This is a genomic window from Prolixibacter sp. DSM 2831 (genome assembly GCF_056493735.1).
On record NZ_CM151379.1, the window covers coordinates 3,571,075 to 3,588,844 of the forward strand.

At 39.1% G+C, this 17,770-nt stretch carries 16 protein-coding genes; 2 read left to right on the plus strand and 14 right to left on the minus strand.

Annotated elements, in window-relative coordinates:
* Positions 1–15 precede the first annotated feature (15 nt).
* The 10 genes from traJ to AC060N_RS14620 all read right to left on the minus strand — a co-directional run bounded on the left by traJ (position 16) and on the right by AC060N_RS14620 (position 9,723).
* A complete protein-coding gene (traJ, locus tag AC060N_RS14575) occupies positions 16–1,017 on the minus strand; it encodes a conjugative transposon protein TraJ (protein ID WP_463233109.1) in 1,002 nt (333 codons plus the stop codon).
* Between the two features lie 11 nt (positions 1,018–1,028).
* Positions 1,029–1,658 (minus strand): DUF4141 domain-containing protein, encoded by a 630-nt coding sequence (locus tag AC060N_RS14580; protein WP_479524456.1) that lies wholly within the window; start codon positions 1,656–1,658, stop codon positions 1,029–1,031.
* A 26-nt stretch (positions 1,659–1,684) separates the two neighbouring features.
* Positions 1,685–4,186, minus strand: a complete 2,502-nt coding sequence (locus AC060N_RS14585; RefSeq protein WP_479524457.1) for a TraG family conjugative transposon ATPase — start codon at positions 4,184–4,186, stop codon at positions 1,685–1,687.
* A 30-nt stretch (positions 4,187–4,216) separates the two neighbouring features.
* A complete protein-coding gene (locus tag AC060N_RS14590) occupies positions 4,217–4,534 on the minus strand; it encodes a DUF4133 domain-containing protein (RefSeq protein WP_479524458.1) in 318 nt (105 codons plus the stop codon).
* 3 nt (positions 4,535–4,537) lie between these two features.
* Positions 4,538–4,834, minus strand: coding sequence for a DUF4134 domain-containing protein (locus tag AC060N_RS14595; RefSeq protein WP_479524459.1), 297 nt, complete (start codon positions 4,832–4,834; stop codon positions 4,538–4,540).
* A gap of 196 nt (positions 4,835–5,030) precedes the next feature.
* Positions 5,031–6,077, minus strand: coding sequence for a nucleotidyl transferase AbiEii/AbiGii toxin family protein (locus AC060N_RS14600; protein ID WP_479524460.1), 1,047 nt, complete (start codon positions 6,075–6,077; stop codon positions 5,031–5,033).
* A gap of 22 nt (positions 6,078–6,099) precedes the next feature.
* The gene (locus tag AC060N_RS14605) at positions 6,100–6,831 is read right to left on the minus strand and encodes a DUF6577 family protein (protein ID WP_479524461.1); all 732 of its coding nucleotides are present in this window, start codon (positions 6,829–6,831) and stop codon (positions 6,100–6,102) included.
* 96 nt (positions 6,832–6,927) lie between these two features.
* A complete protein-coding gene (locus tag AC060N_RS14610; protein WP_479524462.1) occupies positions 6,928–7,563 on the minus strand; it encodes a hypothetical protein in 636 nt (211 codons plus the stop codon).
* A 325-nt stretch (positions 7,564–7,888) separates the two neighbouring features.
* A complete protein-coding gene (locus AC060N_RS14615; RefSeq protein ID WP_479524463.1) occupies positions 7,889–8,659 on the minus strand; it encodes a patatin-like phospholipase family protein in 771 nt (256 codons plus the stop codon).
* A complete protein-coding gene (locus tag AC060N_RS14620) occupies positions 8,656–9,723 on the minus strand; it encodes a hypothetical protein (RefSeq protein ID WP_479524464.1) in 1,068 nt (355 codons plus the stop codon). The genes AC060N_RS14615 and AC060N_RS14620 overlap by 4 nt, the downstream gene beginning before the upstream one ends.
* Before the next feature lie 314 nt (positions 9,724–10,037).
* Here AC060N_RS14620 and AC060N_RS14625 point away from each other — a divergent pair, with 314 nt between their 5' ends.
* Together AC060N_RS14625 and AC060N_RS14630 are read left to right on the plus strand one after the other, a co-directional pair.
* Positions 10,038–10,505 (plus strand): Hsp20/alpha crystallin family protein, encoded by a 468-nt coding sequence (locus AC060N_RS14625; RefSeq protein ID WP_479524465.1) that lies wholly within the window; start codon positions 10,038–10,040, stop codon positions 10,503–10,505.
* A 144-nt stretch (positions 10,506–10,649) separates the two neighbouring features.
* The gene (locus tag AC060N_RS14630; RefSeq protein ID WP_479524466.1) at positions 10,650–12,116 is read left to right on the plus strand and encodes a glycoside hydrolase family 130 protein; all 1,467 of its coding nucleotides are present in this window, start codon (positions 10,650–10,652) and stop codon (positions 12,114–12,116) included.
* 77 nt (positions 12,117–12,193) lie between these two features.
* Here AC060N_RS14630 and AC060N_RS14635 read toward each other — a convergent pair whose 3' ends face one another.
* The 4 genes from AC060N_RS14635 to AC060N_RS14650 form a co-directional block, all read right to left on the minus strand.
* Positions 12,194–13,204: a glycosyltransferase family 4 protein gene (locus tag AC060N_RS14635; RefSeq protein WP_479524467.1), complete on the minus strand. Its 1,011-nt coding sequence runs from the start codon at positions 13,202–13,204 to the stop codon at positions 12,194–12,196.
* A 2-nt stretch (positions 13,205–13,206) separates the two neighbouring features.
* A complete protein-coding gene (locus AC060N_RS14640) occupies positions 13,207–14,136 on the minus strand; it encodes a glycoside hydrolase family 130 protein (RefSeq protein ID WP_479524468.1) in 930 nt (309 codons plus the stop codon).
* 118 nt (positions 14,137–14,254) lie between these two features.
* Positions 14,255–15,352 (minus strand): mannose-1-phosphate guanylyltransferase, encoded by a 1,098-nt coding sequence (locus AC060N_RS14645; protein ID WP_479524469.1) that lies wholly within the window; start codon positions 15,350–15,352, stop codon positions 14,255–14,257.
* 133 nt (positions 15,353–15,485) lie between these two features.
* A complete protein-coding gene (locus tag AC060N_RS14650; protein WP_479524470.1) occupies positions 15,486–17,762 on the minus strand; it encodes a glycosyltransferase in 2,277 nt (758 codons plus the stop codon).
* Positions 17,763–17,770 lie beyond the last annotated feature (8 nt).

Sequence of the window (17,770 nt, forward strand, 5' to 3'; positions counted from 1 at the left end):
TTTTAAATGATTCGATTATCGTTTTAATATTTTTCCTGTAATATTCCCGGAGGCAGCGCCAGCCGTTCCAGATGCAACAGAAGCCCCTTTCATGGCAGCGCTGTTTACGTTTCTTCCATAATTTCCCATGCCACCGGCCTGTACAATCCACCCGGCCACACTTGGGATGGTAAAATACCCGACAATCCCGATAAGCATAAAAGTAATGTACACCCCGTCAGTACCCTGCGGGATAAAATTCGGGTCGGCTGCCATTTCTGCAATATCTTTTTGAATCATCAATGCCTGGAGCTTGGCCAGTACGGAAGAAAAAATATCGGCCACCGGTAGCCAGAGGTAAATGCTGATGTACCGTGTAAGCCAGGTAACAAGTGTATTCTGAAAACCATCATAGATACTGAATGCAAATGCAATTGGCCCAAGAATGGACAGTACAATTAAAAAGAAAGTCCGCAGACAGTCAATTACCAAAGCGGCAGCCTGAAATATCAGTTCCAACAGATTGAGAAAAGCCTCCTGAATAGATTTTTTCAGGTTATACCAGCTTCGCTCGGCATACATTCCGGCGATGGTTACAAGGTCTTTTGGTCCCCATCCCAGTTCATCGATGGCCTTGTCAAATGCTTCATCACTCACAAGGTAAGCTTCGTCCGGGTTTCGCAGCATTTTCTCCCGTTCAATTGTGTCCTTATCCTTTTTCAGTTGTTCCAGGTCCAGCACCTGCGATTCCAGTATGCCGTTTGTCCCTCGCACGATTGGGCTTAACACGGCATTCATTGTTCCAAGGACGATTGTCGGGAAAAACAGGATGCACAGGCCAATGACAAAAGGGCGTAGCAAGGGGTAAACGTCAATTGGTTCTGCCCGTGCCAGCGACTGCCACACCCGGTAGGCCACATAAAACAAGGCGCCCAGCCCGGCAATACCTTTGGCAACCGCTGTCATATCCGAACAAAGGGGCATCATCTCGCTATAAAGCACCCGTAGCGCCTGGTGTAAATTATCGAATGTATCCATAAACAAAAATTTTACCAGTACCGGTCTTCAGCATTTCCGTAAAGCGCCAGTATCCTGGCTTTATCACCTTCCTGCTCTGCCCGTATAAGTGAAATAGAAATATTCTTGTTGGTATAATACCGGGTGAGGTTCCGGTAATGTTTCACTACGTTATAGCACCGGTCAACAATATCCATGCGCTCTTTATCGGTCATGGAAAGCCCGGTATTACTGATGACATCTTTCATCTCTTTGAGGGTAGCTGCCCCTTCTTCCAGTAGCTTTGTATAACCAAAGGCAATGGCCCCCAACTCCTCTGCGGTGTAATATTTATCCTGCAACATCAACTCAAACGAACTGACATATATATCGGAAATTTCACCAATCATGAGCAGCGTTTGCTGCACTTTATAAGCGTCTTTGACCAGGTCGTGAACCGCCTTGAGTTTGTCATAATACTCCTTTCCCTGCTGGTAAACCTTTTTTACTTCCTGAAAATTTTTTATTACGTTGGATACCGTGCTTGAAGTCTGTACAATCTCATTGGCAGAGTTGACAATACTTTGTGCAAGGTTTACCGGGTCGGTAACGACAAACTGTGCTTTTAGCCCGGATGTTCCGAGCAGGATTAGCAGTCCTGCTATTATTACTCGTGTTCGCATACTTTGATGTTTTAAATTTTAATGAGTTAAGATTCTAGTTTGCTTTCGGCCAATTGTTTGATGGCCATTTCAATGTTCCCGTCCAGCTTTTCGGTCAGGCGGGTGAGTTCGAGTTTCTCCGTTTCTTCGGTTGTATAAGTAACATATTCACTCAAAGAAACTTCTGTGGCATAAACCGCAGACTGAACCCCGCCCAGTCCCACCCATACTTCCTTGTATTTCCGGCTAGGGTCATTGTCCATGTTAATGGAAAGAATCTGGTCGCGTTCTTTTTCGGTAAGCCCGAGCAGTTCCTGTATTGCATCAAACTTGTTCATATACTTGCGTTGGTCAAGCAGGATTTTGCAATCCGAATTATTGATGATACTTTCCTTTACAATGGGAGAACTGATAATATCGTCCACTTCCTGGGTGACCACTACAGCTTCGCCGAAGTATTTTCGGACTGTTTTAAACAGGTACCGGATGTACTCGCTCATGTTGGCAGAAGTCAGTGCCTTCCAACATTCTTCAATCAATATCATCTTGCGGATACCTTTTAACCTTCTCATTTTATTAATGAATGTTTCCATAATGATAATGGTCACAATGGGGAGCAATACCTTATGGTCGCGGATATTGTCCAGCTCAAAAACGATAAAACGTTTGTTGAGCAAATCCAGTTGCTTGTCCGAGTTCAGCAGAAAATCATATTCGCCCCCTTTGTAATAGGGTTCGAGTACGTTCAGGAAATTATCCACGTCAAAATCCTTTTCACGGACATTTTTTGTATGCAATTCATCCCGGTAATCCTTCCTGACAAACTCATAAAAGGTATTAAATGAGGGAATGGTACCGGAATCTTTCTTTATAAGCCGGATAAAGCTGTTCACGGCATTGGACAAAGCTACTTCTTCCGCCCGCGTAGGGACTTCACTGTCCTTTTTCCATAGGGTAAGGATAAGGGTTTTGATGCTTTCCCTTTTTTCAATATCAAATACCCCATCTTCGGTGTAGAATGGGTTAAAGGCAACCGGGTTGTCTTCGGTATAAGTGAAATATACCCCGTCTTCACCCCTTGTTTTATAGTGGATTAAATCACACAACCCTTTATAGCTGTTCCCTGTATCCACGAGTAAAATATGCGTGTTCTGTTCAAAATATTGCCTTACCATGTGGTTGGTGAAAAAGGATTTTCCACTTCCCGAAGGCCCAAGGATAAATTTGTTCCGGTTGGTGATAATTCCCTTTTTCATGGGTAAGTCGGAAATATCCACATGCAATGGTTTCCCGGTAAGCCGGTCAACCATTTTAATCCCGAACGGCGACGGTGAACTTTGGTAATTCGTTTCCCCGGTAAAAAAACAACAGGCTTGTTCGATGAAAGTATAAAAACTTTCCTCTGCCGGAAAGTCAGCCGCATTGCCCGGGATGCCCGACCAGTAAAGGGTCGGGACATCGACGGTGTTATGCCGTGGCTGGCAGCCCATCAGTGAGATTTGGGAACCCACGTTGTTTTTAACCATCTTTAATTCCTGCGGGTTGTCAGACCATGCCATCACGTTAAAATGTGCACGTACGGAAATCAGTCCCCGGGCGTGCGCTTCGTTCAGGTACAAATCAATCCATTCTTTGTTTACCATGTTGCCCCGCCCGTACCGGGACAGCGACTGCATATTGCGCCCCATTTTTTCAAAGCGGTTCAGGTTTTCTTCGTGGTTGTCAATAAACACAAACTGGTTGTAGATGTGGTTACAGGCCAAAAGCAGCCCCACCGGCGATGCAAAAGACAGGCGGCAACTGCTCCTGTCAGTGGAGAGCCGCTCATACCGGTAGTTTGTGGTTACTTTTCCCGGTAAATCACCCACATCTGAGAGGGTATGCAGACAAAGGGCATTGTCGCCGATGTGCATTTCGCCGGGGTCAATACGCATGTCTTTTAATACCGGGTTGTTGTCCTGAGTGAGGGCAAGGTATTTTTCAATGATACCACTTTCTGTATCTGTTCCGGCAATTTCGGCTGTGGACAGCCGTTCCAGCGTTACTATACCACTGTCGTTCATAATACGTTCAAACTGGCTGACCGCGTCCAGGAACCTGTTTGCTGTTTCTTTGTCTTTAACTTCTTTGGGGACGATAAACCCCCTCGCAAGGCTGTTGAAGGTACTTTGCTGCCTTAAACGTTCTTTGGTCGTTTTAGTCAGCATCAGGTAACAATAGTGGTTCAGGAAAGGGCGTTCGTTAAAATGCCTCTGGAAACTCCGGGAAAGAAAGGATGCATTATCTGTCTCCTGTATTTCCGGGGCATATTTTTCCTCGCAGTACCAGTCCTGCTTCAACACAATTGAATAATCGGGCAGTACTTTTATGGCCTTGCACCAGGCCGAATTCAACGCTTCATACCCTGCTGCGCTGACCGTAAAGAGTTCAGGCAGGCGTACCTTAAAGGCAATGGTAATATCTGCATCTTTTGAAATGATACAACCATTTTCTACTGCCAGTAACGGGAATTTTTGTTCCAGTGTACTTGTCTTTAAAATATTTCTCATTGGGATGACTGTAATTTTAAGGTGATTATTTTACCTGGCTCTGACTAACAGTTTCAGCACCCTCCGCCTGTTTATCAACCTGCGGGGATACCGTTTTACGGCCTGTAGTTTCATCAGCCCGTGGGTGCCGTATTTTTTGTTAAAGGAAAAAGTTTGCCAGATAAGCAACGGGGCGGTAATTACGGCGAACCCAATACATACAGTTTGTGGCACACCACTCATGTACATCACCATAAAAAGGATGATGATACCGAGCAGCCCGCCTGCAAAAATGAACAGGTACTGGCTCTTCAACCCCTGAAACTCGACTGGCTTGTTTATGCCTTTGTTGATTGTAAATTCGGCCATAGCTTAAAGGAAAAAAGACCTTAAAATGGTGGCTGCCACAATCAGAAAAATACAGGCACCGAACCACGAGGCTGCTGTTTTTGAGGTGTCCGGGTCACCACTTGAAAATTTTTGGTACACTTTGATGCCGCCAATGAGGCCGACTACGGCCCCAATGGCGTAAATCAGCTTGGTCGCCGGGTCGAAATACGAGGTAACCATCTGGGTGGCTTCCGTAATACCGGCACTGCCGTCTCCCTGGGCCAGAAGACTAACCCAGGAAAGAACAAATACGAAAAATGAAATTACTTTTTTTACCATACGCTTACAGTTTTATGCCGGGTAAAATCCCCCGGCGGTTAATACTTGCGCAAACGTATAGTCAATTTGGAGGAAGTTGTGTGGGTGTGGTTAAGGTGTCCCTAATTGTCGTTTTTTGTCCGGGGCGGCGGAAACAGATAAGTAGATGATAAAAGAAAAAATGACTTGGTAAGAAGTTCTTTCTAATCCATTTATATCAGCCTTTGTTCAAGCTCTTATGCCAATAAAAAAAAGCTTCGGCATTGGTCTTTTTCAATTTGTTGAGTTTGTTAAATTCCTGGCCTTCAATGAGCCATTCCCTGATTTCCAACGGATTTTTAAACCTTTCTATTTCCTGGTTTTTGCCATTATTTAAAAGGAAAGTCAGGTAGGCCACTTTCGCGGCGGCTGTTATAGCTTCATCAATTGCAAAACGCTCAACCGTAAAATTCGTGAAGTTTTTAATTCCTAATTGCAGGTGATTGAATTCTTCTGATTTTAAGTTCCTTTCGGCAAGCGTGTAACAGGCTTCCCTGGTATCTTTTAATACTTCATCCCAATTTATTTCCAGGTTCCGGTAGCCAATTTCTTCCTGTACCACTTTTAAATAACTGTTCCTGACTACATTAAAGTCAGTTATCCTATCAAACAGGAATGCGATGTCGTATAACTGTTTAATGATTTCCACCGGCCGGTTTTTGGAGTACAGGATACCGGTTGTTTTAGGGGCAAATGCGGTTAATTTATCTCCCAGGATAGCTTCAAACGTAGGCAAAACAACCAATGTGTCTTCGCCTGAAGTTGCCAGCCAATTGTGTTTTACCGGGTATTCCCTGGTTTGGGGATATGGGTTCGGGGCATACAATAAATCCAGCAAAACCGGTTCTTCATGCCCATCCACAACACTTTTATAAAACATTTTGAAATGCCCGACCGGTGCGCCGGGAGAATGTTTCCTGTCGTTGTCGTCTTCCCAACGGATAAACGTATCCAACCGGCTTATTTTATCGAGAATGTCCCTGATTTTGTCTTCGTGCTCCAGAGTAATAACATCAATATCTATCGAAAACCGTTTTGGGGTTTCAGTTGCCAACAGCAATGCGGTCCCTCCTTTAAAAACAAATTCCAAATTATTCAACCGCAATTGTTCCAGAAAGGTCAAAGCATAAATTACTTTTTCAATCAGCTTTGGGTCAATGCGTTTCCCTAACCTACCTCTCAATCCGGTAATCCATTCTATTGTAAGTGATTTTTTATCTATCATAGGGTGTATAATATCGGCACAATCATTGTTTTTTTGCCAAACTTATATTAATCAGTTTTTCTACTTCATTTTCCCTGTTCCTGCGGAGGGCATAACGTTTCATTTTCAATTCATTTATTGCATACTTCTCCATTGCTGTCTTCATTATGAATTCTGTTTCGTTTTGCTGGGCCGAAAAAAGGTTGGTGTCGGCCAACATGTCAACCAAAAGTTTTTCCAAAGCCGGAACAACTATCTTTTGTACTTCCGCTAAAGGTGCTTCTGAAACCAGGTTTTTTACAATCATAACTTCATCCGGATTCTGGATATACCGGTCAAATATTTCTTCATCCGGGTTCAGAAACACATTTTTGAATGTTCCATTGAGAAACCCAAAAACAGGTTCAGAAGCTTCTTTTTCCACTTCAACCACCATATAACGTTTAAATGGCTGGTGCCGCATCAAATCGTTAAGCCAGGCGCTGTCCCATACACAAAAAGTTATAAAGGGAAACGCCTGTTTTATTTTGTTGTATATTTTTTTTAAAGCGTTTGAAATTTCAGGTTTGAACAGGGTTATGCTGCCTAATTCATAAAACCCTTTGGCAGGGGTGCTGATTTTTCCTTCTTTTTTCAATTTTGACAAATACATGTTAATCGTATTATCAGACCAATGAGGAAAATCTTCCTTTATTGAAAAGACAAGTTTTTGTTTGGAAAGCCTTTCACTTTCCCGGAAGTAACGTTCGATATGTTGTTCCAGTGTTTCAGTCAAAATTATTTTTGCTGTAAATGTAACACCAATTTTTATAAGACAGGCAGAAAATATAAAATTTTGCCAAACTTATATTATTCTGTTTCGTAGAAAATATCACAAATACCTCTCCAAATCAAACCCTTCCACGTCATCTGTTTCGGATTCCTGTCTGGCTGATTTTTTCAACTCTTCCTCGCACCTGTCCAGGATACTGGCAACCTTTTGTTCCCCGCCTTCCACCTGGCCTATTAGCTGTTTAAGCAGGTCGGTTTCATTTACCGTTCTGATTATTTTAGCAGCTTTTACAATGTGTGCCTCTGACAATTCATGCAGGTGCGATTGTATGGCTTCTGACATTTCTGCAAGGTCGTCAAAACTTGCCCCTGTTGCCAATATAGGAACAAGTTCAGTGTCTTCAAACTGGAGTTCACCTTCTTCATCTTCCTGTTCATTTAACGTTTGCAGTGGCTCTATATCCACATCAATATTTAGCCGGGCTTCTTCATGTGTGTAGAAAACCTGCTCCATCTCTTCCGGGGGAACGACACGGCGGTTCCCGGCATATTTCTGCACAGGCGTATTGGTATATTGCCCTAAGCGGGTTTTGCTTATACCAACAATGCTTTCGTTATTTTCTGGTGTTTCAGCTTCGGTTTCCTGCACCTTTACGCCTTTCGCGCCATTCAACAAGAAATATCCTGCCGAAAGGATGCAACATGCCACAATTACAATCCCTGCAATATCAACCATACTTATCATCATTGAAAAGGTTGTTTGATATTCTCGTTAAATAATAGGCACAGACTTCTTAATGGACAAGAAATATTTGTTATTAATACCCTCAGCAGTCATCCAGGATGAACTTAATTATTATATAATGAACCCTCTGCATCCCTTGAGTGTAGAAGCCAAAACCATTGAAACGAAGCCATTCATTTTCGATGAGCGTTTAAAGACTAAAATAAAATTGAGAGATGAGTATTTTTCTGTTAATTGGATGAACTTTTTTTCAATTCCAAGCACTAAAATATTGTATATGTGGCTCTGTTAATTTACAATTTCTAAATTTAAGCTATTAGGTTCCATATTCTTCATCAAAAACTTTTTTTGCTTCATTGTAACCAATTTGAAATATTTCCTTACCGTGATTCACATCAAATAATCCATATTTTCTTAATAATTTGGGCTCAATAAAAATGGTTATATTTTTCTTTTTATCATGTATTTTTGACGAGATACTTAACTGAAACGACCGTAATGCTGTTGGAACAATACCCAAAGGTTTATTTACCACATTTATTGGGTTAACAGCAGCTCCTATTAATTTTGAACAGCTATCGGCTATCGGCTCGGTTGGGAAATTATTGGTTATTCCTCCATCAATATAGTAATTGCCATTGATTTTATAAGGTTTAAATAGCACCGGAATACTGCTCGATGCAATTACCGCATCAACAATGCTCCCGTTGTTTATGTATTCCGTCTTTCCTGTACAGTAGTTCGTCACGGTTATCCAAAATGGCTTTTTCAAGTCTTCAAGTCTTTTTGTTCTTAAATTCTTTTTCATCACCTCTTCGAGTTTGGACATTTCAAGAAAACCTGATTTTGGCAACCCTAATCTTACAAAATCAAACAACCTTCTGCGATTAAAAATCTCAAAAATTTCTTTTGGGGTATATCCGTCGCAATAAAAAGCCCCCACAATAGACCCTGCGCTAACACCCGAAACAACATCGGGAAAAATGTTCCGTTCGTGCATGGCTTTTAATACACCAATATGCGCAAGGCCTCTTGCCGCACCACCGCTTAAAACCAGTCCTATATTATATTTCTTCGTATTTTTCATAGCTGCTCTAAATTACGAATAAATCTTTTTTTCAATGTCAGGGTAACTTCACGTATTATGGCTTCCACTTCAATTTTTGAAAGGTTTTTGATTGAAGCGATTTCCTCAACTGACATTTGGTCAATCAAATACAAATCCATAATAGTTCTTTTCATTATAGGGAGCCCCAAAAGTTCCTTCAGAATTATGCTGTTAATCTGATCGCTGTTGAAACGAAGCATAATATCGCTAAGAATACTTTCCTCATCCTCAGAATCTAATAAATCGTTTGCAGAATATTTTTCGGTCAGCCATTTGTAGTCGTAAAGTTCACCGGTCGGTATAATTTCATATTCGGCATCTATCGAAAAGGTTTCTTCCATGGCTTCATACTCCGGTTCCATCAGTTTCTCAAGGTATTCCTTATGTTTCTTTTCAAAGTCAGCTTCTTTCAGTTCTTTATCCAAAAATTCTTCGGCTTTTCTATACAGCCAAATTCGGCTTTCGTTTTCTCCATCTGGAATTTTTTCAATATTATCATAAATAATTAGGTAAAGCTCATCGATTAACTCCTGAAGTGTAAATCTGCCTTTTTTGATATAATGAGCTGCATGTGCCAATTTTAATCTCCGCCGAATATAATTTGGCAACTGAGTTAGCAGTATTCTTAAAAGCCTGTCAAAAAGTTCCTTTGAACCTTCAATCTTCAGTCGTTTTAAATGAGGTATATTTTTGCTGAAAATTTGACTCTGACGGGTTTGGCGGCCTTTTAATTCATACTTCTTCTCTTCATGGATTTCTTTACTGAGTTTAATTTCAATCTTATTGAATAAAGGTAAGATACAATCTGCAGGCTCCATATTTTTTTCCTGCAGTAGAAATATATCGTTTCTTGTTTTTACAATTGCCGATACTTGATAGTTTCTGCTTTTTGTCCTGTCAGTATAAAATTCAAAAATTATGCCTTCAAAATTACTGTTATTTAGCGAACTTATTTTTCCTATTCTATCACCAATTAGTTCTTTTAACCTGTTTCTTTCCCTTTTATTTTTGATGATTTGTTCATTTATAATTTTGTAGTTCATGGCTTAAATAGTTTTGGTTATTTATCGTTTTTACAGTCTCTTATCCAGATTTTCAAGTAATATACCAAATTCAAAAGAAAAAAAAGATGGGAGAATCATTTCAAAAGAATGCCAATATGTCTTTGCTTTTTTTATTGGCAGCGACAATATGTCTTTTATGGTTCCATAAGAAGAAAGCAAATTACATTTGAGACAAATTTTCTATTACCGGATAATCAATAACTTACAATATTTATGCTTTTTGTATTCTCCTAATTGGCATATCATTTGGAATTTACCTTTCGGACAAATTAAAATTCATGTTTAACTAAAAAATGGAGGGTAAAATTATGACACTAGCTAAATTATCAAACAGTTGGTTCCCATCATTTCCTTCATTATTTGACAATTTCTTCGAAGGAAATTTAATGGATTGGAATAGTTCAAATTTTGCAGGAGAAAATTCAACTTTACCTGCTGTAAATGTAAAAGAAACCGAAAACGATTTTCAGCTTGAGGTTGCTGCCCCGGGCTTGAAAAAAGATGATTTTAGGATTAATTACGACAATGGCAGGTTAACTATTTCTTCTGAAAAAGAAGCAAAACATGAAGAAAAAGAAGGGGAAAAAGTGACACGCAGAGAATTTTGTTATCAATCATTCCAGCGTTCATTTAATGTTTCGGAAGAAATTGTGGATGCTGATAAAATTGAAGCAAAATACAAAGACGGAATCCTTCATGTAATACTTCCAAAACGCGAAGAAGTAAAACCAAAACCTGCAAAAGAAATTAAAATTTCGTAGGTTAAAAATAGAGGTAGGACAAAATCAGTCTTGCCTCTTTTCTTGTTAAATATCAGTGAGTTAAATCTCAATGGGATTAATTCCCCGCTCATGTTAAAAATAAAAATGGGGGGCAACGAAGCCCTCATTAAAAATTTATAAAATATGAGATTGCCAGTTGAACGAAAAAACACAATCATTATTCCTGACAACAAGCGAGTAATTGCCCGGTTTTTTTACAATGGAGATGACAGGGCAAGAAGACTGATAAAAAGAATATTACTTCTTCGTGAGGATGAGGTTGAAGCGATGATGCATCAGATTCTTAGGGAGTTTTCAAAGAGACATCGCAGCATTACCGGGATTTTTAAACGAAATTTTCAGAAAGTAGTTCCCCTTGTAATGGAATTCTCAAATGGACAACATCTTTCTGAAAGGAGAAAATTATTAATAGGCTCTTATTTTTCAATGGAATATGCACTTGAGTCTGCTGCCCTTTTTAACCCTTCGGTTGTTGAAGATTACGACCAAAGTGAACTTAAGGAAGGTCAGAAAAGAATTATTATTAGTTTAAGGGCCACCGGAGAGGGCCATATCTCATCCCTTATTTTCCGCAGGGCTGTAATTGACGAAAATAATGAGATAAAAATGCTTGAAACAGGCGACCAAATCGGAGAAGCAGAACGTATAAAAAATCACATTTACCATAAAGAAGAATTTATCCGGGCACTGCGGGAGTTGGAAATTGACGGGGATTTTTCAGAAAAAATATTGAGAGAGCTACCCAATGACTTTACCTATGACCAATTAAAAGAACTTGTTAATATCCTGCAACAACAAAACAATGATTATACATTTGAGCAAAAAAGAATTATTGATGAGATTCTCTGGTTGGCCGATTCACATACGGAGATTCGCTTTTCATTAGATACTGATTTATCGGAACGGGTGATTTTCCCCATTTCTAAATTTGAAAAAAACGGTATTGAAGATGCACGATTTACCCGGTTTATCAAAGATAACGGAGAAATAACTTACTATGCAACTTATACTGCATACGATGGATACTCAATTCTCCCCAAATTAATAGAAACAAAAGATTTCCTGACTTTTAAAATGTTTCCATTAACAGGGAGATATGCAATAGATAAAAATCTCGCGCTTTTCCCTCGAAAAATTAATGGCAGGTATGCTATGATAAGCAGAATTGACGGGGTTAACAATTACATCATGTTTTCTGATACGCTTTACCGTTGGAGTGATACCCAGATTTTATCTGAGCCGGTACATCCATGGGAATTTGTCCAAATGGGGAATGGTGGTTCCCCTATCGAGACAGAGAAAGGATGGTTGTTAATTACACATGGGGTAGGACCGGTAAGAAAGTATTGCCTGGGAGCCTGCCTTCTTGATTTAAATAACCCTGCAAAGGTAATAGGTAGGTTAAAAGAACCCCTTTTGTTACCTGATGAAGATGAACGTTCCGGGTACGTTCCCAATGTAGTTTATACTTGTGGGGCAATTGTCCACAACAATGAACTTATTATTCCTTATGCTATGAGTGATTATGCTTCATCTTTTGCCAGTATTAAACTTAATGATTTGTTAGAAGAATTATTAGATAATGGGTAAAAACCCCGTTCTCTATTATTTAGACACAAAGGATTAAGCCCCTTCTGAATTCGGTTAATTCTTACTGAAGTTAGTTTCTATTTTTTAACAATGTCCTCATAAACTCCGATGTAGTCATTCACCATTTTTTCTTTACTAAAATTTTGCTCAGCCCATTCACGGCAATATTTCCGGTTAATTTGTGGGATGTTATTTAATGAATCAACAGCTTCTTCGATGGTGTTGACCAAAAATCCTGTTTTACCATGTAAAATAAGTTCACTCATTGAACCTTTTTTGAAAGCCACCACAGGCGTACCGCAAAACATAGATTCGGCCACACTTAAACCAAATGGCTCGTTAAAATTTATCGGGTGTAACAAGGCCTTTGCATTTTTTAGGAGTTCATCCCTTTTTCCCGGACCGGAACTTCCCACGTAAACAATGTCATCGTCATTAAGAAAAGGAGCAACTTTCTCATTGAAGTAGTTTTGGTCTTGAACAATACCCGAAATTATAAGCTTCATTTTTGCCTTTTTGGCAATCTGTATGGCTTCATAAGTCCCTTTGTCGTGATGAATTCTTCCAAAATACAACAGGTAATTTTCTGGTTTTTCATTTAGTGTGAAAAGTTTTTTGTCGATGCCATTATACACCGTAGCTATATAACTTAATTCCTTGCTTCGGTCTGAATTGCTAATGGAAACATAATAGTTAATATCGTTGTATTTCTTATAAACAGGAATAATTTTAGGCGATGAAAAACCGTGAATGGTTGTAACCATTGGTGTTTTAATCAACCTCGAATAGCTAATTGGGAGAAAGTCGAAATTATTATGAATTATATCAAATTTTGACGCTTTCTCCATAAGGTTTGCAATATGCAAACATTCTACAACCTTTGGTTCAACGGACTTATCTTCTTCATAGCCTTGCGCAATTATTCCATCAAGCTTGCCATTGGTTTCTGAATCTTTGGTCGCAAAAAGGGTAACGTCAATTCCCTTTTCTACCAATCCTTCTGCAATATTTGAAGCTACCTGTTCCCATGGCCCGTAATGCCTGGGCGGGGTGCGCCAGGCAACGGGCGATAATACTGCTACTTTCATTTTCATATAGGTTTTCGTGAATTATTTAAACACAAATCAACCAAATCGTTAATGTATGCAGTGCCAGCACACATCACAGTATCAGCTCCCCCCCAATAAAGCTTTAGAGTTCCATCTTCCTCGGGTATTGCGCCACAGGTAAATACCACATTATGTACGTATCCTGTAATTTCATAAGGTTCTTCGGGTTGAAGAATCCAATTATCGCCAACACCGATTATTTTAGATGGGTCATTCAAGTCATGAAGGGCTACTCCGAGACGATATACACTTCCGTCCATGGTTGGAAACACGCCATGATAGATGTTTAACCACCCTTTATCGGTTTTAACAGGTGGCGTACCGGGGCCAATTTTCATTTCATCCCAATGGTATGGTTCAGGTTTCATAATCAGTTTTGATTCGCCCCAATAACGCAAATCGGGAGAGTAACTAATCCACATCGACCATGGGCTAATTTCGGAATGAGGCCTGTCTAATCGGGCATACAGGCCATTAAATTTTTCAGGGAAAATGACCACATTTCGGAAATCAGCTTCGGTAATTAACGAAACCCGTTCGATAGATTTCCAGTCTTTTGTTTTAGCTAATCCTATTCGCACCCCATGTTTTGAATAAGCCGAATAGGTAATCAGGTATTCGCCATCCATAAAGGTTATTCGTGGGTCTTCCACACCAAATGCTTCATATTCGGCAAATTCCCCTTTAGTGGCAGGTTCAATAAATGGTTTTTCTTCTACTGTAAAGTTATATCCATCCTTACTTCTTGCTAATCCTAATATGCTTCGTCCATTGTGTTTGTGTGAGCGAAACAACATGATGTATTCTCCCTTATGCTTAACCACTCCGGCATTATGAACGGTTGCCACTTCGTAAGGTACATCTTTTTTGGTAAGTATGGGGTTTTTACTATATCTCGTTACGAAAGCCATCTTTAAAAATGTATTTTAAACCACATAATTTTTTTAACAACGAAAGGCACTAAAATCACGAAAAGAATCATATAAGATTGGGGTTTCGTGTAATTCGTGCTTTTCGTTGTTTATATAATTACACATATTGTTTGCCAAAGTGTATCTCCACATCTTCTACAAACTCCTTAATACGTTGCTCATCCTGTTTTTTACAAATTAGGAGAGCTTTTTCATCTTCAACCACAATGGTATCTTCAAGACCATCAATTACAGCTACCTTTCCATTGTGCATCCGAACCAGACAGTTTTTTGAGTTATAGAACAGGGCTTTATGACTAGTTGAAACATTACCAAAAGCATCGGCATCTTTCAGTTCCTGTAAGGCACTCCATGACCCCAGGTCAGACCAGCCAATATCGGTACTCATTACATATACATTGTTAGCTTTTTCTATTACTCCATAATCAATGGAGATATTTTCACAAACATCGTATATGGCATCAATGGCTGCGGGTTCTTTCGATGTATTTATGGAATTTATATGGTCGTGAAACTGACCGTATAACATAGGTAAATGCTTTTCAATAGCATCTAATATGGAATAGGCTGACCAAATGAAAATACCGGCATTCCAGAAATGTTTTCCATCGTTCACATATTTTTTAGCTAGGTTTAAATCTGGCTTTTCCTTAAAAGCACTCACCTTTGATAGTTTCCAGCGTCCTTTATTTTCATCTATTTTTATTCCTTCGGAATGAATGTAACCATATCCGGTTTCAGGTTTGTGCGGCTTAATGCCAATGGTTAATAAAGCATCTTTTTTACTTACAAACTCGAAACCTTTATTCACTATTTCAACGAATAAATCTTCCCTTAGAATGATATGGTCTGATGGGGCTACAAGGATGTTAGCCTTTGGGTTTTTCTTTTTAATTTTAAATGCACCATAAGCTATGCAGGGTGCTGTATTTCTCCTTTGTGGTTCGCACAGCACATTTTCTTCCGGTAAATCGGGTAATTGCTCTTTAATTTTGTTTTCATACAGCATATTTGTTATAACCAGAATATTCTCCTTTGGGCAAATTCTGCTAATTCTGGCATACGTTTGCTGAATTAGGGTTTTACCTGTACCTAAAACATCAATAAACTGTTTTGGCCTTTCTGTTTTGCTTAAAGGCCAAAATCGGCTTCCTACGCCACCGGCCATAATAATTGCATAATTGTTATTATTCATGACTCAAACAATTTAATTAAACAACTATTTATTTAACAACGAAAGGTGCGAAATACACGAAAAATAAATACCAAAGTAATTTTCGTGCTTTTAGCATTTTTCGTTGTTACTTCTTTTTAAACGTTTTGTGTCCTTAAATCAATACTGGTTCTGATTTTACATCATTTCCTTTTTCCATATAGAGATGTTCTTTTTCTTGTGCTGAAAGTATGGCAAGGTGAGAAATCCAGTAGGCTAATGTACTTTCTGCACCCTGGTTTCGATTTACCCCGCTTGATTCAAGCCCATCGCAGCAACCACTTGTTTCGTGGTCAAACAACGGTAATCGAAGTGAGTTTTCACCTAAAAACCATAAATAACATTTGAACATTTTATCAATATAATCGCGTTGTTTCGTCATTTGGAATATTTGGTAATATAAAAGAATCATTGCCATAACATCAATTGACTGTTGGTCATACTCAGGCATTTCACCATCTTTTTGTAACCAACCTTTGTTGCCAACCGGAATAAAATATTCAGGTTTAAGGGTTTTTAATTCTAAGAAGTTTGTAGCCTCGATAGCAATATTGTAGGCTTTTTCATCACCAGTAATTTCATAAGCCGACATTAATGCCAATGGAATGATTGCATTATCGTATGTCATTTCATTTTCAAACCATTTCCAGGTGTCGGTGCTGTTTTCTTCATATTTTGAAGTGATAATATTGACCAGGCGGTTCATTTTTTGAACCATACCTTCGTCATTTTGTGCATCTTTTAGATAGTAACAAATACCGATAATTGTATTGGCTGCACCCCGAATAGATCCTAATTTATCGAAATGCTGAACCGATTTAAAGAAAATATCGCGTCCTATTTGACGGAAGGAATCGTTAGGAGGGAATCGCAACAGATAACCTAATGCCCATATTGTCCGACCAAATGAATCTTCGGAACCATATTCATCAAGAAACTGACGGCTAAAACTAAGAAAGTTTCTAAAATCGCCATTTTCCCTTTGCATATAATGTATATAACTCAGGTAAATAGGCATAAGTCGCAACGCTTCTTTATCTTTATTCTGTCGATAAGCCATCAATGACATTAGTAGTGCACGTGAATTATCATCAACGCAATAGCCTTCCTTTAGATTTGGGATTCCATATTTGGCATGCTGAACTATACCGGTATCATCAGTTAAACGAACAACATGTTCCAGGTTGTAAGCAGGAAGCATGCGAATATCAATTGGCTGTTTTTCTGTCGCGGTTTCTTTATCCCAGTTATCATTTACATATTCGGCAAGATACAAATATTGTTTTCCTATTTTTTGCCATCTTAATTTTTTTCCATACTCGAATGCATTGGAGCTAATTTGAGCCAGTTTTTCTTCATTATTCAATAAATCAATTAGTATTTCTGAAAGTTCTTCAGAATTTTTGAAATCGAATAAACGGCCGCGGTTATTATCTAACAATTCCTGTGCGTGCCAATATGGTGTTGAAACAACTGTACATCCCGCACCAATGGCATACGACAGTGTACCACTGGTAATTTGAGCCTCATTTAGATAAGGTGTAATATAAATATCGCTGGCATTTAAATATTCAAAAAGTTTTTCTTCTGTGGCAAATTCATTATTAAATTCGATATGATTTTCAAGACCAAGTTTCTTAACCAGGCGCAACAGGTAATCCCGGTATTCATCTCCCGCATGTTTCAATACATTGGGGTGGGTTGCTCCTAAGATGATATATTTTAAATCGGGATGTTTCCCCACCACTTTAGGCAGTGCATTTATGACCGTCTCAATACCCTTATTTCTGCTTAACAAACCAAATGTAAAAAGAACTTTTTTACCGGTAAGCCCATGTTTTTGTTTGGCTTCTTCAAGAGGCATCTGTTTAAATTCAGGTACGCCGTGTTCAATAAGTGCAATTTTTTCTTTGGGCACACCATATATTTCGGTAAGGAATTCGACTGCCCGCTTGCTCATTACCACTATACGAGCGGCTTGTTTGCCTATTTCTTCAACTATAGAGCGTTGCGTATATGAAGGGTCTTTTAATACCGTATGGAAAGTTACGATTAACGGAACTTCGAGTCTGTGTAACAAGGGTAAGATAAATACGCCATCGTCTCCACCAAAAATCCCAAATTCATGTTGTAAAATGCAAACTTCGGCATCGCTGTAATTGATGAATTTCGCAGCATTTACATAATCGCGCTGATGATTTTGCCTGATAACGTATTTTACTTCTTCAGGATAATCGTATTTTTGACTGTCCTCGTTTATGGCGAGTACCATTGCAAGTTTTGATATTTCTTTACTCTTTGTATTGGCTGCGATAGCCTTTACAAGATTATTGGTAAACGTACCAATACCACATTGCCGTGGAGGATACGTTCCTATAAAAGCTATTTTCATGATACATT

Bases quoted from the DNA above. Each gene is read 5' to 3' on its own strand.
- AC060N_RS14645 (WP_479524469.1), bottom strand. From the start codon at position 15,352: ATGAATAATAACAATTATGCAATTATTATGGCCGGTGGCGTAGGAAGC.
- AC060N_RS14600 (WP_479524460.1), bottom strand. From the start codon at position 6,077: ATGATAGATAAAAAATCACTTACAATAGAATGGATTACCGGATTGAGA.
- AC060N_RS14635 (WP_479524467.1), bottom strand. From the start codon at position 13,204: ATGAAAGTAGCAGTATTATCGCCCGTTGCCTGGCGCACCCCGCCCAGG.
- AC060N_RS14580 (WP_479524456.1), bottom strand. From the start codon at position 1,658: ATGCGAACACGAGTAATAATAGCAGGACTGCTAATCCTGCTCGGAACA.
- AC060N_RS14590 (WP_479524458.1), bottom strand. From the start codon at position 4,534: ATGGCCGAATTTACAATCAACAAAGGCATAAACAAGCCAGTCGAGTTT.
- AC060N_RS14625 (WP_479524465.1), top strand. From the start codon at position 10,038: ATGGAGGGTAAAATTATGACACTAGCTAAATTATCAAACAGTTGGTTC.
- AC060N_RS14630 (WP_479524466.1), top strand. From the start codon at position 10,650: ATGAGATTGCCAGTTGAACGAAAAAACACAATCATTATTCCTGACAAC.
- AC060N_RS14610 (WP_479524462.1), bottom strand. From the start codon at position 7,563: ATGGTTGATATTGCAGGGATTGTAATTGTGGCATGTTGCATCCTTTCG.
- AC060N_RS14650 (WP_479524470.1), bottom strand. From the start codon at position 17,762: ATGAAAATAGCTTTTATAGGAACGTATCCTCCACGGCAATGTGGTATT.
- AC060N_RS14620 (WP_479524464.1), bottom strand. From the start codon at position 9,723: ATGAACTACAAAATTATAAATGAACAAATCATCAAAAATAAAAGGGAA.
- traJ (WP_463233109.1), bottom strand. From the start codon at position 1,017: ATGGATACATTCGATAATTTACACCAGGCGCTACGGGTGCTTTATAGC.
- AC060N_RS14615 (WP_479524463.1), bottom strand. From the start codon at position 8,659: ATGAAAAATACGAAGAAATATAATATAGGACTGGTTTTAAGCGGTGGT.
- AC060N_RS14640 (WP_479524468.1), bottom strand. From the start codon at position 14,136: ATGGCTTTCGTAACGAGATATAGTAAAAACCCCATACTTACCAAAAAA.
- AC060N_RS14585 (WP_479524457.1), bottom strand. From the start codon at position 4,186: ATGAGAAATATTTTAAAGACAAGTACACTGGAACAAAAATTCCCGTTA.
- AC060N_RS14595 (WP_479524459.1), bottom strand. From the start codon at position 4,834: ATGGTAAAAAAAGTAATTTCATTTTTCGTATTTGTTCTTTCCTGGGTT.